The 15,469-nt window shown below is 70.2% G+C and carries 8 protein-coding genes; 4 read left to right on the top strand and 4 right to left on the bottom strand.

All coding sequences use genetic code 11. The features are described 5' to 3' along the window. The first annotated feature begins 199 nt into the window (after window positions 1-199). Window positions 200-2,875 (top strand): alpha-glucan family phosphorylase, encoded by a 2,676-nt coding sequence (glgP, locus tag OHA61_RS11090; RefSeq protein ID WP_406302946.1) that lies wholly within the window; start codon window positions 200-202, stop codon window positions 2,873-2,875. 124 nt (window positions 2,876-2,999) lie between these two features. Here the strand turns inward: glgP and OHA61_RS11085 are convergent, their stop codons facing one another. The 4 genes from OHA61_RS11085 to glgX all read right to left on the bottom strand — a co-directional run bounded on the left by OHA61_RS11085 (window position 3,000) and on the right by glgX (window position 11,520). Continuing rightward, entirely contained in the window at window positions 3,000-5,033 is a 2,034-nt protein-coding gene (locus tag OHA61_RS11085) for a M4 family metallopeptidase (protein ID WP_406302945.1), read from the bottom strand. Between the two features lie 368 nt (window positions 5,034-5,401). Beyond that, a complete protein-coding gene (locus tag OHA61_RS11080) occupies window positions 5,402-7,309 on the bottom strand; it encodes an ABC transporter ATP-binding protein (RefSeq protein ID WP_406302944.1) in 1,908 nt (635 codons plus the stop codon). Then, window positions 7,306-9,156: an ABC transporter ATP-binding protein gene (locus OHA61_RS11075; protein ID WP_406302943.1), complete on the bottom strand. Its 1,851-nt coding sequence runs from the start codon at window positions 9,154-9,156 to the stop codon at window positions 7,306-7,308. Before OHA61_RS11075 ends, OHA61_RS11080 begins: the two co-directional genes overlap by 4 nt. A 72-nt stretch (window positions 9,157-9,228) precedes the next feature. Continuing rightward, complete coding sequence (gene glgX, locus OHA61_RS11070) at window positions 9,229-11,520, bottom strand: glycogen debranching protein GlgX (protein WP_406302942.1); 2,292 nt, start codon at window positions 11,518-11,520, stop codon at window positions 9,229-9,231. A gap of 171 nt (window positions 11,521-11,691) precedes the next feature. Between glgX and OHA61_RS11065 the strand changes: the two genes are divergently transcribed. From OHA61_RS11065 to OHA61_RS11055, 3 genes are all read left to right on the top strand, one after another. Continuing rightward, entirely contained in the window at window positions 11,692-12,918 is a 1,227-nt protein-coding gene (locus OHA61_RS11065) for an Ig-like domain-containing protein (RefSeq protein ID WP_406302941.1), read from the top strand. 230 nt (window positions 12,919-13,148) lie between these two features. Beyond that, entirely contained in the window at window positions 13,149-14,396 is a 1,248-nt protein-coding gene (locus OHA61_RS11060; protein WP_324987765.1) for an Ig-like domain-containing protein, read from the top strand. 272 nt (window positions 14,397-14,668) lie between these two features. After that, window positions 14,669-15,436, top strand: a complete 768-nt coding sequence (locus tag OHA61_RS11055; protein WP_406302940.1) for an enoyl-CoA hydratase/isomerase family protein — start codon at window positions 14,669-14,671, stop codon at window positions 15,434-15,436. Window positions 15,437-15,469: the final 33 nt, after the last annotated feature.

The raw sequence follows: 15,469 nt of genomic DNA, 5'->3' as shown, positions 1-15,469 counted from the left end.
GACGGCGCTATTTGTCAGACACGGCCTAGCCGCGCTGAACGCCCCTTCGGCGTGCTGAATGCACCGGCGCCCGCCCGTGGGCCCGGCGCGCGCCGTGGTTGAGGAGGGCGGGGTACCACTACCGTCTGTCGGGACGGAAAAGGACGCACACCGTCGTGCGTCCCCTCGGATGCGTACCTCCCCTGCGAAGGTGGAACCCGTGAAGGCCATTCGTCGATTCACCGTCCGCCCCGTCCTCCCCGAACCACTTCTTCCGCTCAGTGAACTGGCGCGCAATCTGCGCTGGTCCTGGCACACCGAGACCCGTGACCTCTTCCAGGCCGTCGACCCCGACGGCTGGCAGGCGGCGGGTGGCGATCCCGTACGACTGCTCGGATCGGTGTCCGCCACCCGGCTGGCGGAGCTGGCCGGGGACCGGCGCTTTCTGCGCAGACTCGCCGCCGTCGCCGACGACCTGGACGACTACCTGCACGGTCGCAGGTGGTACCAGGCACACAGTGGCGCCCTGGGGGACCATGACCCCGAGGGCGCCGAATTCCCCGCAGCGGTCGCCTACTTCTCGCCCGAGTTCGGTGTCACCGCCGCACTGCCCCAGTACTCCGGCGGCCTGGGCATCCTGGCCGGCGACCATCTCAAGGCCGCGAGCGACCTCGGCGTGCCGCTGATCGGCGTCGGGCTGCTCTACCGCCACGGCTACTTCCGTCAGTCGCTGTCCCGCGACGGCTGGCAACAGGAGCACTATCCGCTGCTCGACCCCAACGAACTGCCCGTCAGCCTGCTGCGGGAGCCCGACGGGACACCCTGCCTGGTGTCCCTCGCGCTGCCCGGCGGGCGCTCACTGCGCGCGCACATCTGGATGGCGCGGGTCGGCCGCGTACCTCTGCTGATGCTCGACTCGGACGTCGAGGAGAACGGCCATGGCGAGCGCGATGTCACCGACCGGCTCTACGGCGGCGGCAGCGAGCACCGGCTTCTCCAGGAGATGCTGCTGGGCATCGGGGGCGTACGGGCGGTGCGGGTGTACTGCCGCCTCACCGGCCATCCCGCTCCCGAGGTGTTCCACACCAACGAGGGCCATGCCGGCTTCCTCGGTCTGGAGCGCATCCGCGAACTGGGCGAGCCCCCGGAGCGCGGCGGCCAGGACCTCGACTTCGACGCCGCGCTCGAAGCCGTACGCGCCGGAACCGTGTTCACCACCCATACACCCGTGCCCGCCGGGATCGACCGCTTCGACCGCGAGCTCGTCGCCCGCCACTTCGGGGAGCGCGGAGAGCTGCCCGGAGTCCCGGTCGAGAAGGTGCTCCAGCTCGGCATGGAGACCTATCCGGGCGGCGAGCCCAATCTCTTCAACATGGCGGTGATGGGCCTGCGGCTCGCCCAGCGCGCCAACGGCGTCTCCACACTGCACGGGGCCGTCAGCCGCGGCATGTTCGCCGGGCTGTGGCCCGGCTTCGACGCCGAAGAGGTGCCCATCACCTCCGTCACCAACGGCGTGCACGCGCCGACCTGGGTGGCGCCCGAGGTGTTCCGGCTCGGCGTGCGCCAGATCGGCACCAGCCGTGCGGAGGACGCCCTGTCCGTCGGCGGCTCCCAGCGTTGGGACGCCGTCGCGGACATCCCGGACGCCGACATCTGGGAGCTGCGCCGTGAGCTGCGCGAACAGCTGGTCCTGGAGGTACGGGAGAGGCTGCGGGCCTCCTGGCGCCAGCGCGGCGCCGGAGCGGCCGAACTGGGCTGGGTCGACGGCGTGCTCGACCCCGACGTCCTCACCATCGGCTTCGCCCGCCGGGTCCCCTCGTACAAGCGGCTCACGCTCATGCTGCGCGACCGCGACCGGCTGATGGAGCTGCTGCTGCATCCGACCAGGCCGGTGCAGATCGTCGTCGCGGGCAAGGCGCATCCGGCGGACGACGGCGGCAAGCGGCTGGTCCAGGAGCTGGTGCGGTTCGCCGACGATCCGCGGGTGCGCCACCGGATCGTCTTCCTGCCCGACTACGGGATGGCGATGGCGCAGAAGCTCTACCCGGGCTGCGACGTCTGGCTGAACAATCCACTGCGGCCGCTGGAGGCGTGCGGCACGAGCGGAATGAAGGCCGCGCTCAACGGCTGCCTCAATCTGTCCGTCCTCGACGGCTGGTGGGACGAGTGGTTCGAGCCGGACTTCGGCTGGGCCATCCCGACGGCCGACGGCTCGGCGACGGACGACGACCGGCGTGACGAGCTGGAGGCCGGCGCGCTGTACGAGCTGATCGAGAACCGGGTGGCGCCCCGCTTCTACGACCGGGGCGCGGGCGGGCTGCCGCAGCGCTGGATCGAGATGGTCCGGCGCACGCTGACCACGCTCGGGCCCAAGGTGCTCGCGGGCCGCATGGTCCGGGAGTACGTGGAGCGTCTGTACGCCCCGGCCGCCCGGGCTCACCGGTCCCTGAACGCCGACACGGCACGGGAGTTGGCGTCCTGGAAGGGCCGGGTGCGGATGAGCTGGCCGCATGTGGCCGTCGACCATGTGGAAGCGCTGGAGCAGTCGGCGGCCGGGGGAACGGCGGAGCTGGGCTCCACGCTGGCGCTGCGGGTGCGGGTCGCACTCGGCGAACTCCAGCCGGACGACGTGGAGGTGCAGGCGGTGTCCGGCCGCGTCGACTCCGACGACGCGATCGCCGACGCCCAGACCTTCCCGCTCAAGCCGGCGGGCGGCCCCGATCTGGAGGGCCGCTGGGTCTACGAGGGCCCGCTCTCACTGGACCGCACGGGCCCGTTCGGCTATACGGTGCGCATCCTGCCGGCCCATCCGCTGCTCGCGGCCAGCGCCGATCTCGGGCTGGTGGCGCTGCCGACCGAGGCGACGGGGGAGGGCGCGGGCGTGCTGATGCGCTGAGGCGGCTTCTGGGGTGGCACGGCGCCTGGCGCCGTGCCACCCTTGAACGCGAAAGCTGCCCGGGGGCTCGGCCCCCGGGCAGCTTCCTTGTGTCACTTTCCTTGTGTCACCTTCGCGTCATGGCTCAGAAGGTGAGCTTGAAGCTGTTGATGTAACCGGTGTCCCAGGCGGCCTTGTCCTGGACGCGGAGCTTCCAGGTGCCGTTGGCGACCTCGGAGGAGGCGTTGACGGTGTACGTGGCCTGGACGTTGTCGGCGGAGTCGGAGCCGCTGAAGGGCTTGAGGTTGTAGACCGATCCGTCCGGGGCGACCAGGTCGACGACGAGGTCGCCGCGCCAGGTGTGGATGATGTCCACGCCGACCTTGAGGGTGCTCGGGGCGTTGCCGGTGCGGCCGGTGACGTTGACCGAGGAGGTGACCGCCGCGCCGTTGTCCGGGATGGAGACGTCAGCGGTGTTCTCGAAGACCGTGCCCCCCGGGTCGCCGCCGCCGGGGCGGGCGCCGACATTGATGCCGGCCCACGCGTCGGTCACCGACTTGACCTCGGCGCTGGTGGCTCCGTACAGCTCCGTCGCGACCGCGATGGTGCCGGTGCGGGCAGCCGCGTAGTTGGTCGTGGAGTTGAACTTCGTGGTGAGCGCCTTGAACCAGATCAGCGAGGCCTTGTCCCGGCCGATGCCAGTCACGGGCAGACCGTCGGAGGTCGGGGAGTCGTAGTTGACCCCGTTGATGACCTTGGCGCCGCTGCCCTCGGAGAGCAGGTAGTACCAGTGGTTCGCCGGACCCGAGGAGTAGTGGACGTCGATGCCGCCGATGCCCGAGTACCAGGCGTCCTTGGACGCGCCGTCCTTGCTCGGCTTGTCCATGTAGCGCAGCGGGGTGCCGTCGCCGTTGATGTCGATCTTCTCGCCGACCAGGTAGTCACCCTTGTCCTGGGCGTTGTTGGCGTAGAACTCGACGGCGGCGGCGAAGATGTCGGAGGTCGCCTCGTTGAGACCGCCGGACTCGCCGCTGTAGACGAGCTTCGCGGTGGCGGCCGTGACGCCGTGCGTCATCTCGTGCGCGGCGACGTCGATCGACGTGAGCGGCTTGGCGTTGCCCGAGCCGTCGCCGTACGTCATGCAGAAGCAGCTGTCCTGCCAGAACGCGTTGACGTAGTTGTTGCCGTAGTGGACGCGGGAGTACGCGCCGACGCCGTCACCGCGGATGCCGGAACGGCCGTGCACGTTCTTGTAGTAGTCCCAGGTCAGTCCCGCGCCGTAGGCGGCGTCCGCGCCGGCGGTCTCCGGGTCGGAGGCCTGGCCGTTGCCCCAGGTGTCGTCCGGACCCGAGAACAGGGTGCCGGTGCCGCTGGAGCCGTGGTTCAGGTTGTACGTCTTGTGGCTGCCGCGGCCGGCGTCGGTCAGGTTGTACGTTGAGCCCGACTGCGTGGAGCCGAGGGTCACCTGGCCGCTGTACTGCGTGTTGCCGGTGCCGTTCTCGATGGCCTGCCACTCGAAGAGCTTCGCGCCGGTGGTGGCGTCGGTGACGACGTGCAGCTCGTTCGGCGTGCCGTCGTGCTGGATGCCGCCCACGACCGTCTCGTACGCGAGAGTCGGCGTGCCCTTGGCCATCCAGACCACCTTGCGCGGCGCACGGTCGGCCTTGGTCTTCGCCGAGCCTTCCGCCTTTGCCGCGCCCAGCGCCTGCTTCTCGGCGACGGCCGGGGCGACGTCGGCGCTGGTGTCCACGTTCTTCAGGCTCGCTGCCGACGCCTTGCTGACCGACTCGGTGGCGCCCGCCTTGTTCTCGGCGACCACCAGGTCACCGCCGAGGACCGGGAGTCCGGAGTACGTGCGCTCGTAGCGGGTGTGCGTGGTGCCGTCGCGGTCCTGGGTGACGTCCCGGACGAGCAGCTTCTCCTGGGCGCTCAGCCCCAGTTCCCTGGCGGTGGCCGCCGTGGTGGCGCTCTGCTTGCGTATCAGCTCCGCGCGCTGCGCGGGGGAGAGATTCAGCGGCAGGGCGCCGGGGTCGGCCTTCCCCGCTTTCGCCGCCGCCGGCACGGCGGTTGACGCCGTGTCGGCCGAAGAGGTGCCGGTCTGGAATCCGACCGCCAGGAGAGCGGCGGTGGCTATGAGAGCTCCGGTCGCGGTGGTGCGCCGGCGAGGCGTGGGTCTCACGCGAACTCCTTCTGCGAGGGGGGTACCGGTCGACTGGGTGGGTCGGCCGGGCAGAGCATGCGGAGCATGTAGAGCGTGGATCGGGGGAAGAGTGCCAGCACTGAACGCCTCCTGTCAGGAGCGCGTCAACAGGTTGGCCGGAAATCGTCCGGTGCCTGAATGGTCGTGTTCGTTAAGCGGACGTTTCACCGATCACCATCGGGAAGCCGTCGAGCGTTTGTGCGGCCCGAATTCGAAGAGGGTTCCGTCCAGGTCGAACGGGGCCTGTGTGAACAGAGTGTTGAACTGGGGATAGTTCCCGGTTGCGGTGAGGACGTCGAACTGTGGCTGGTTCTGTGCCTTCCGGCAGGGCCGCACATTTCCGCCCGTCAGCTCACCACGCTGTCCCGCCACGCCCTGTGCAGCCCCGCGAACCTCCCCTTCCCCGCAATCAGTTCGCCCGGCGTCCCGTCCTCCACCACCCGACCGTGTTCCATCACCAGCACCCTGTCCGCGATCTCCACCGTCGACAGCCGGTGCGCGATCACCACCGCCGTGCGTCCGTGCAGCACCGTGTCCATCGCGCGCTGGACCGCCCGTTCACCCGGGATGTCCAGCGAGCTCGTCGCCTCGTCGAGGATCAGGACCGCCGGGTCGGCGAGCAGGGCGCGCGCGAAGGCCACCAACTGGCGCTGGCCCGCCGAGATGCGGCCGCCCCGTTTGCGTACGTCCGTGTCGTAGCCGTCCGGCAGGCCCGCGATGAAGTCGTGCGCGCCGATCGCCTTCGCCGCCTGCTCGATCTCCTCGCGGCTCGCGTCCGGCCGCCCGATCGCGATGTTCTCCGCGACCGTCCCGGAGAAGAGGAAGGCTTCCTGGGTCACCATCACCACGCCCCGCCGCAGTTCGGGCGTGGCCAGATCCCGCAGTTCGACGCCGTCCATGAGGACCCGCCCCTCGGTCGGGTCGTAGAAGCGGGCGAGCAGCTTCGCGAGGGTGGATTTGCCCGCGCCGGTCGAGCCGACGACCGCGACCGTCTGGCCTGCCGGGATGGTCAGATCGAAGCGGGGCAGCACTTCGCCACCGGTGCGGTAGGCGAAGCGGACGCCGTCGAAGACGACCTCGCGCCCCGGGTGGTCGGAGGCCAGGTCGGGCAGCACCTTGGGGTCGCGGGCCTCGGGCACGGACGGGATCTGGGCCAGCAGCCCGGCGATCTTCTCCAGCGAAGCCGCCGCGGACTGGTAGGAGTTGAGGAACATCCCCAGCCGGTCGATCGGGTCGTACAGCCGCCGCAGATAGAGCACGGCCGCGGCCAGCACACCCAGCGCCAGCGTGCCTTCCGCGACCCGGTAGGCACCCCACAGCACGATTCCGGCCACCGCCGTGTTGGCCACGAGCCGGGATCCGACGACATAGCGCGCCATCTCGAGCAGCGCGTCGCCGTTGCTGCGCTCGTGACGGTGGTTGAGGACGTGGAACTCCGCGTCGTTGGCCCGCTCGCGCCGGAACGCCCGCACCGGCCGGATGCCGTTCATCGTCTCCGCGAACTTCACGATGACCGCGGCGATCGCCGTCGAACGAGTGCTGAAGACCGCCTTGGCGCGCCGCTGGTAGAGCCGTACGAGCAGATACAGCGGTACGAAGGAGAGCACCGCGAGCCCGCCGAGCCCGAGGTCCAGCCAGAGCAGCATCGCCGAGATGTAGACGAAGGCCAGGACGACCATGATCAGCTCTTGGAGGCCCTCGCTGAGCAGCTCACGCAGGGACTCCACGTCGGTGGTCGACCGCGAGATCAGCCGGCCCGAGGTGTAGCGCTCGTGGAAGTCGACGCTGAGTGCCTGCGCATGGCGGAAGATCCGGCCGCGCAGGTCGAGCAGCACGTCCTGGTTGACGTGTGCGGAGGCGCGGATGAAGGAGTACTGCAGCAGTCCTGCGCCGAGCGCGCACACGGCGTACCCGACGGCGACGGCGATCAGCGGCCCGTAGTCGTCCCGGCGGAAGGCGGGCACTCCGCGGTCGATGGCGTACGCGACGAGCAGCGGCCCGGCCTGGACGGCGGCCTGCTGGAGCAGCAGGAGCAGGGCGGCGAGGACGACGCGTCCGCGGCGGGGTGCGAGGAGCGAACCGAGCAGCGCACGGGTCGCCCCCTCGGGCGCGGGCAGGGCGTCCCGGTCGAAGGGATCGTCCCGGCGGAACGCGCCGGTCGAGCCCTTCGGCTCCCGAGCCGTGGGCGCGCTACCGGCAGCGGCCGTCTCCTCGCCGTCGTCGGCGTACGGCGTCGTGGTCGTAGACGACGTCATCGGACCCCCTCCTCGGCGTGAGCACGATCGGCGTCGGCGACGGCGCCGGCGTCGGCCTCGGCCTCGGCCTCGGCGCCGGAGCCGGTATCCGCTCCCGACATCAGCCACGCGTACTCCGCGTTCGTCCGCAGCAGTTCCTGATGCGTACCGACCGCGGCGATCCTGCCCTCCGACAGCAGCGCCACCCGGTCCGCCAGCATCACCGTCGACGGGCGGTGCGCGACCACGAGGGCCGTCGTGTCCTCCAGGACCCGCCGCAAGGCCGCCTCCACCAGTGCCTCCGTATGCACGTCGAGCGCCGACAGTGGATCGTCGAGCACCAGGAAACGCGGTCGGCCGACCACCGCCCGGGCCAGGGCGAGCCGTTGCCGCTGGCCGCCCGAGAGGCTGAGGCCCTGCTCGCCGACCTGGGTGTCGACCCCGTGCGGCAGCGAACCGACGAAACCGGCCTGCGCCACCTCCAGCGCGCGTCCCAACTCGGCTTCGTCCGCGCGCTGCGCGCCCATCAGCACGTTCTCGCCGACGCTCGCAGAGAAGAGCGTCGGCTCCTCGAAGGCCACCGACACCAGTTCGCGCAGCCGCTCGCGCGGCATCGCCGCGATGTCCTCCCCGTCGAGCGTGATCCGCCCGGAGGTCACTTCGTGCAGCCGTGGTACGAGCGCGGTCAGCGTGGTCTTGCCGCTTCCGGTCCCGCCGACCAGGGCCATCGTCTCCCCGGGACGTACGCGCAGATCGATGCGGGCGAGTACGGGCCGGGCGTCCGCGGGCGCGTCCGGGTAGCGGAACTCGACGGCCTCGAACCGCAGCCCCGCGGAATCCTCGGACACCGCCCGGTGCGTGAGGGCCGTGTCCGACTCCTCCTGCGCGTCCATCACCTCGAAGTACCGTTCCGTCGCGGTCGCCGCCTCCTGGCTCATCGCCAGCAGGAAGCCGATCGACTCCACCGGCCACCGCAGCGCGAGCGCCGTCGACAGGAACGCCACCAGCGTGCCCGCCGACAGACCGCCGTCCGCCACCTGGACGGTGCCCAGCACCAGCGCGGCGCCGATGACGACCTCGGGGATGGTCGTGATCAGCGCCCAGATCCCGGCCAGCAGCCTCGCCTTGCCGAGCTCGGTGCCGCGCAGCCGCCGTGCGAGCTCCCGGAAGGCGAGCGCCTGGCTGCGGTGACGGCCGAAGCCCTTGATGATGCGGATACCGAGGACGCTCTCCTCGACGACCGTGGTCAGATCGCCGACCTGGTCCTGTGCCTGGCGCGCGACGATCGCGTACCGCGTCTCGAAGAGCGAGCAGAGAATCACCAGCGGCACGATCGGCGCGAGCAGCACCAGGCCCAGGCTCCACTGCTGCCCCAGCAAAATGACGAAGCCGACCAGGATCGTGGTCGCGTTGACCAGCAGAAAGGTCAGCGGGAACGCCAGGAACATCCGCACCAGCATCAGGTCCGTCGTGCCGCGCGAGAGTAGCTGGCCCGAGGCCCAGCGGTCGTGGAAGGCCACCGGCAGCCGCTGGAGATGCCGGTAGAGGTCGGCCCGCATCGACGCCTCGACCCCGGCGAGCGGCCGGGCCACCAGCCAGCGCCGGAAGCCGAAGAGCCCCGCCTCCGTGAGCCCCAGCAGCAGCAGTGCCAGCGCCCCGAGCCAGACCCCGCCGGGGTCCCGCCCGGCCACCGGGCCGTCGACGAGCCACTTCAGTACGAGTGGAATGACCAGGCCCAGACATGAGGCCACGATGGCGACAAATGCCGCACTGAACAGGCGAGTTCGGATGGGGCGTACGTACGGCCACAGCCGCAGCAGTGAACGTACGGCCGACCGGTCCTTGGCGGTTGAATGTTGTTCGGGCATCAGGTGCGAGCCTACGGTTCGCCACTGACATCGCTCATCTGGTTTTGCGCCCGGCGAAGCGGAGCCGGATCGTCAGTTCCTGACCCTCAGCAGCAGCACCGAGCGCGCCGGCACCGTCACCGTCTCCCCGCCCGCGAACACCGTCCCGGGCGCCGATTCCTGGTCGTCGAGCGAGGTGTCCACCACCAGTTCGTACGCCTGCGCCCAGGGCGGGCCCGGCAGCCGGAAGCTCGTCGGGCCGGCCGCCGCGTGCAGGACGGTCAGGAAGCTGTCGTCCGTCACCTCCGCTCCACGCGCGTCACGTCCCGGGATGTCGCGGCCGGACAGATACAGCGCCAGCGTCGACGCCGGGGCGTACCAGTCCCGTTCCGTCATCTCCGTGCCGTGCGGGGTGAACCACGCGAGGTCCCGCAGACCGTCCGCCGCTCGGGCGCGGCCCGAGAAGAAGGCGCGGCGGCGCAGCACCGGGTGGGTGCCCCGCAGGGAGAGCAGCCGGGTGGTCAGCTCCAGCAGGCCGCGCGGGCCCGGGCTCTCGAGCAGGGACCAGTCGAGCCAGCTGACCTCGTTGTCCTGGCAGTAGGCGTTGTTGCTGCCGCGCTGCGTACGTCCCATCTCGTCGCCCGCCACCAGCATCGGCACGCCCGTCGACAGCAGCAGGGTGGTGAGCAGATTGCGCACCTGGCGCCGCCGCAGCGCGTTGATGCGCGGATCTTCGCTCTCGCCCTCCGCGCCGCAGTTCCAGGACCGGTTGTCGTTGGTGCCGTCGCGGTTGCCCTCCCCGTTGGCCTCGTTGTGCTTGTGCTCGTAACTGACGAGGTCGCGCAGGGTGAACCCGTCGTGCGCGGTGACGAAGTTGATGGATGCGTAGGGCCGCCGTCCACCCCATGCGTACAGATCGCTGGACCCGGACAGCCGGTATCCCAGGTCCCGTACGTCGGGCAGCGCGCCGCGCCAGAAGTCCCGTACGGCGTCGCGGTACCGGTCGTTCCACTCCGTCCACAGCGGCGGGAAGCTGCCCACCTGGTACCCGCCGTTGCCCACGTCCCACGGCTCGGCGATCAGCTTCACCCGCCGCAGCACCGGGTCCTGGGCGATCACCGCGAGGAAGGGGGAGAGCATGTCGACGTCGTGCATCGAGCGGGCGAGCGCAGCCGCCAGATCGAAGCGGAAGCCGTCGACGCCCATCTCGGTCACCCAGTAGCGCAGCGAATCCGTGATCAGCCGCAGCACATGCGGCTGCACCACATGCAGGGTGTTGCCGCAGCCCGTGTAGTCCGTGTACGTCCGGGCGTCCGACTGCAGGCGGTAGTAGCCGCGGTTGTCGATGCCGCGCAGCGACAGCGTCGGACCGAGCTCACCCGCCTCCGCCGTGTGGTTGTAGACCACGTCGAGGATGACCTCGATCCCGGCGGTGTGCAGGGCCTTCACCATCCGCTTGAACTCTCCGACCTGCTCACCCCGCGTCCCGCTCGCCGAATAGGCGGCATGTGGCGCGAAGTAGCCGATGGAGTTGTAGCCCCAGTAGTTGCGCAGCCCCCGCTTCAGCAGATGGTCCTCGTGCGCGTACTGGTGCACCGGGAGGAGTTCGACGGCGGTGACCCCGAGCCGTACGAGATGCTCGATCGCCGCCGGGTGCGCGAGGCCCGCGTAGGTGCCGCGCAGTTCCTCGGGGATCCCCGGATGGAGCTTGGTGAAGCCGCGCACGTGCAGTTCGTAGATGACCGAGTCGGCCCACGGGGTCTTGGGCCTGCGGTCGTCCGCCCAGTCGTCGTCATCGTGGACGACGACGCCCTTGGGCACGTACGGAGCCGAGTCCCGGTCGTCGCGGACGGTGTCCGCGACATGTTGCTGGGGCCAGTCGCGCACATGCCCGTACACCTCCGCGGGCAGCTCGAAGTCCCCGTCCACCGCCCGTGCGTACGGATCGAGCAGCAGCTTCGCCGGGTTCCACCGGGCGCCCGTCCAGGGGTCCCAGCGCCCGTGCACCCTGAAGCCGTAGCGCTGCCCGGGCCGGATCCCGGGCACGAAGCCGTGCCAGATCTCATGGGTCAGCTCGGTCAGCGGCAGCCGCGTCTCCGCGGCCGACGCGCCGCCCTCGTCGAACAGGCACAGCTCGACAGCCTCCGCGCCACCCGCCCAGAGCGCGAAGTTGGTGCCCGCGACCCCGTCGGGACCGACCCGGAAGCGGGCGCCGAGCGGGGTCGGCGCACCCGGCCACACCGACGGCCCGCGAGAGCCCGGCTCCCGATGGCGGCCGTTGACCCCGGCCGCCGTTTCGGCCGTGTCCCCGGCCGCCAGGAGCGGGCCGGGCAGATCGCCCCGCGCCCCCTCCTGCACTGTCTCCTGCTCGGCTGCGCTCGACACCTGCCGGCCTCCCGCGGCTCGTCGGGCCACGCTCAAGCCAAGGCTGATCACGGCGTCCCGGCCGTGGCACCCCACGCGTGGTCCTCCCACCTGTTCTGCCCGCACTGCTCTTGTCCCAACATGGCCCCGCGCTCACGTTTCCCCTGGAGGGGCGCTGTCGTTGGGCGGTACGTGAGACACGTACTGAAGCGGGCGAGGCACGGCGCGGCCGTCGTCCTGACATGGGCAGGACTGATCGCCGGGCTGACCGGCTGCACCGGCGAGGCGCTCGACATCGGCAACAAGCCGCGCTCGCCGCAGGAGACCATCCGGGTCATCCCCGAGGACGGCGCCAAGGGGGTCGGCCCGGACGGCCCTGTCGAGGTGCGGCTGCCCAGCGGCCGGCTGGAGCGGGTGAAGGTGACCCAGGTCGAGGACGACCGGCCCACCGAGGTCCCCGGCTCGATCTCGGAGGACGGCCTGCGCTGGAACCCCGAACCGGGCACCCGCCTCGACCTGGCCGCCAAGTACAGCGTCGACGTGGTCGCGCTGGACGGCCACGGCCGCCGCTCGGCCCGCCACACCACCTTCACCACACAGGTCCCCGGCCGCCGCTTCATCGGCTACTTCAAGCCGGAGAACCGCTCGACCGTCGGCACCGGCATGATCATCTCCATCAGCTTCAACAGGGAGATCGAGGACCGCGCGGCCGTCGAGCGCGCCATCCGTATCACCTCCGAGCCGCCGGTCGAGATCGCCGGCCACTGGTTCGGCGGGGGACGCCTCGACTTCCGGCCCCGCGAGTACTGGAAGTCCGGCACCAAGGTCACCGTCGATCTGCGGCTGCGCGACGTCCAGGCGGCGCCGGGGGTGTACGGCATCCAGCAGAAGACCTTCTCGTTCACCGTCGGCCGCTCTCAGGTCTCCCTCGTCGACGCGGCGGCGCACACCATGGAGGTACGGCGCGAGGGCGGTGTCCTGGCGATGCTGCCGATCACCGCCGGGGCGCCCAAGGCGACCACGTACAACGGGAAGATGGTGGTCACGGAGATGTACGACGTGACCAGGATGAACGGCGCGACGGTCGGCTTCAAGAAGAAGGACGGCAAGGGCGAGTACGACATCAAGGATGTGCCGCACGCGATGCGGCTGACCGACTCGGGCACCTTCATCCACGGCAACTACTGGGCCGCGCCCGAGACCTTCGGATCCGCGAACGTCTCCCACGGCTGCGTCGGACTGCGCGACGAGAAGGGCGGCAGCGCGGACGCACCGGCGGGCTGGTTCTTCGACCGGACCCTGATCGGCGATGTGGTCGAGGTCGTCAAGTCGAAGGACAAAAGGGTCGATCCCGCCAATGGTCTCGGCGGCTGGAACCTGGACTGGAACGCCTGGAAGGCGGGCTCCGCACTGCACTGACCCTCACTGACCTGCTGGGCCTGTCCGGCCGATCCTGCCGGGCTCGATCGACCGGACAGGACCTGGGCCCCTGCCCCTACTCAGTTGAGCTCGCCGGACAGTTGGGACTGAACGGTGACATTCACGGGGAGATTCAACAACGCGGGGTGTGATTATCTAGCGCGGTGCGTGCGTGAGGTGCGCGGGGGTGCGGGCCGTGGCGGGGCCAGGCCGTGCGAGGGGAGACCATTGTGAACGGGCAGCCGATATCGGGGGCGTCGGCACGGGGCGGACGGATACGACGGCGCGGGGGCGCCGCTCTGCCGGCTCTGGTGCTTGGCGCCGTGCTGCTGCTGGTCACGGCCTGTGGGGGCGGGGACGACGCGGGCAGCGACGACAAGGGCAAGAAGGACAGCGGGAAGGTCGCGAACGCGGCCTCCCAGGCGGTGGTGACCATCGCGCCCAAGGACGGCGCCTCCTCGGTCGCCACCAGCGGCGCGCTGAAGGTCAGCGCCGCGAAGGGCAAGCTGACCACGGTCACGGTCCAGGACGACAAGGGCGTCGCGGTCGAGGGCAAGATCTCCGCGGACGGCGCCAGTTGGCAGCCGCAGCAGCATCTGGCCGGCTCCACCAAGTACAAGGTGCACGCCGTCGCCAAGGACGCGGACGGCCGCGAGTCGGCGAAGGACACCAGCTTCACCACGCTCGTCCCGCAGAACACCTTCATCGGGCAGTACACCCCCGAGGACGGTTCGACGGTCGGCGTCGGCATGCCGGTCTCGATCAACTTCACCCGTGGCATCACGGACCCGGCGGCCGTCGAGAAGGCCATCAAGGTGACGGCCGAGCCGTCCGTGCCGATCGAGGGTCACTGGTTCGGCAACGACCGTCTCGACTTCCGCCCGGAGAAGTACTGGGCCGCGGGCACCAAGGTGACCGTGAAGCTCAACCTGGACGGCGTCGAGGGCCGCCCCGGGGTGTACGGCAAGCAGACCAAGACGGTGAAGTTCACCATCGGCCGCAGCCAGGTCTCCACCGTGGATGCCAAGGCACACCGGATGAAGGTCGTGCGCGACGGCAAGCTGGTCAAGGACATCCCGATCACCGCCGGAGCCCCGTCGACCACGACGTACAACGGCCAGATGGTGATCAGCGAGAAGTACGAGGTGACGCGGATGAACGGCGCCACCGTCGGCTTCGGCGGTGAGTACGACATCAAGGACGTGCCGCACGCGATGCGCCTGTCCAACTCGGGCACCTTCGTCCACGGCAACTACTGGGCCTCGTCGGACACGTTCGGCTCAGCGAACGTCAGCCACGGCTGTGTGGGTCTGCGCGACGCCCGCGGCGCGGGCGACAGCGGCACTCCGGCGGCGTGGTTCTACAACGGCTCGATCATCGGCGACGTGGTGATCGTGCAGAACTCCAAGGACAAGCAGATCTCTCCGGAGAACGGCCTCAACGGCTGGAACCTGTCCTGGGCGGAATGGATCAAGTAACACCCTTCGCGCAGGGGCCCGGTGCTGTGACTCATCGCACCGGGCCCTTAGGTCCTGTCCGGTCGATCTTGCCGGGCTCGCGTGCCCTGGCACGGCGCCTCTCCCCCGTAGCCCTTCGGGCACGGGAGGTACCCCCACCGTTGTCGTAGTCGCCTACGCTCCGCGTGGGCTCCTTCCTCCGCCTTGCGATGCACCATGCCAGGCCCCGCTCACTGATCCGGCCTGATCGACCGGACAGGACCTGCGCGTTAACCGGCGCTAACCTGCTGGGCATGACTGTTTCTCTCGAGGTCTCCGAAGGCGTCGGCACCATCCGTCTCGACCGTCCGCCGATGAACGCACTGGACATCGCCATCCAGGACCGGCTGCGCGAGCTCGCCGAGGAGGCGACCCGCCGCGAGGACGTACGGGCCGTGATTCTGTACGGCGGCGAGAAGGTGTTCGCGGCCGGCGCGGACATCAAGGAGATGCAGGCCATGGACCATACGGCGATGGTCGTACGGTCCCGGGGCCTGCAGGACTCCTTCACGGCCGTCACCCGTATCCCCAAGCCCGTTGTCGCCGCCGTCACCGGCTATGCGCTGGGCGGCGGCTGCGAACTGGCGCTCTGCGCCGACTTCAGGATCGCCGCGGACAACGCAAAGCTCGGCCAGCCGGAGATCCTGCTCGGCCTGATCCCCGGCGCCGGCGGCACCCAGCGGCTCTCGCGGCTGATCGGTCCCTCCAAGGCCAAGGACCTGATTTTCACCGGCCGGATGGTCAAGGCCGACGAGGCCCTCGCCCTCGGTCTGGTGGACCGCGTGGTCCCGGCGGACGAGGTGTACGAGCAGGCGCACGCCTGGGCCGCGAAGCTCGCGCAGGGGCCCGCGCTGGCGCTGCGTGCCGCCAAGGAGTGCATCGACGCGGGTCTGGAGACGGACATCGAGACGGGGCTCGCCATCGAACGCAACTGGTTCGCGGGCCTGTTCGCGACAGAGGACCGCGAGCGCGGGATGCGCAGCTTTGTCCAGGAGGGCCCTGGTAAGGCCAAGTTCCTCTGAATCAGGGGCGGTTGGCACTTCTGTCTCCGGCGT

Source organism: Streptomyces sp. NBC_00885 (genome assembly GCF_045207475.1).
GTDB lineage: Bacteria > Actinomycetota > Actinomycetes > Streptomycetales > Streptomycetaceae > Streptomyces.
The sequence above is the reverse complement of the archived record's forward strand: the minus strand, read 5'-3'. Positions and strand labels throughout refer to the sequence as shown.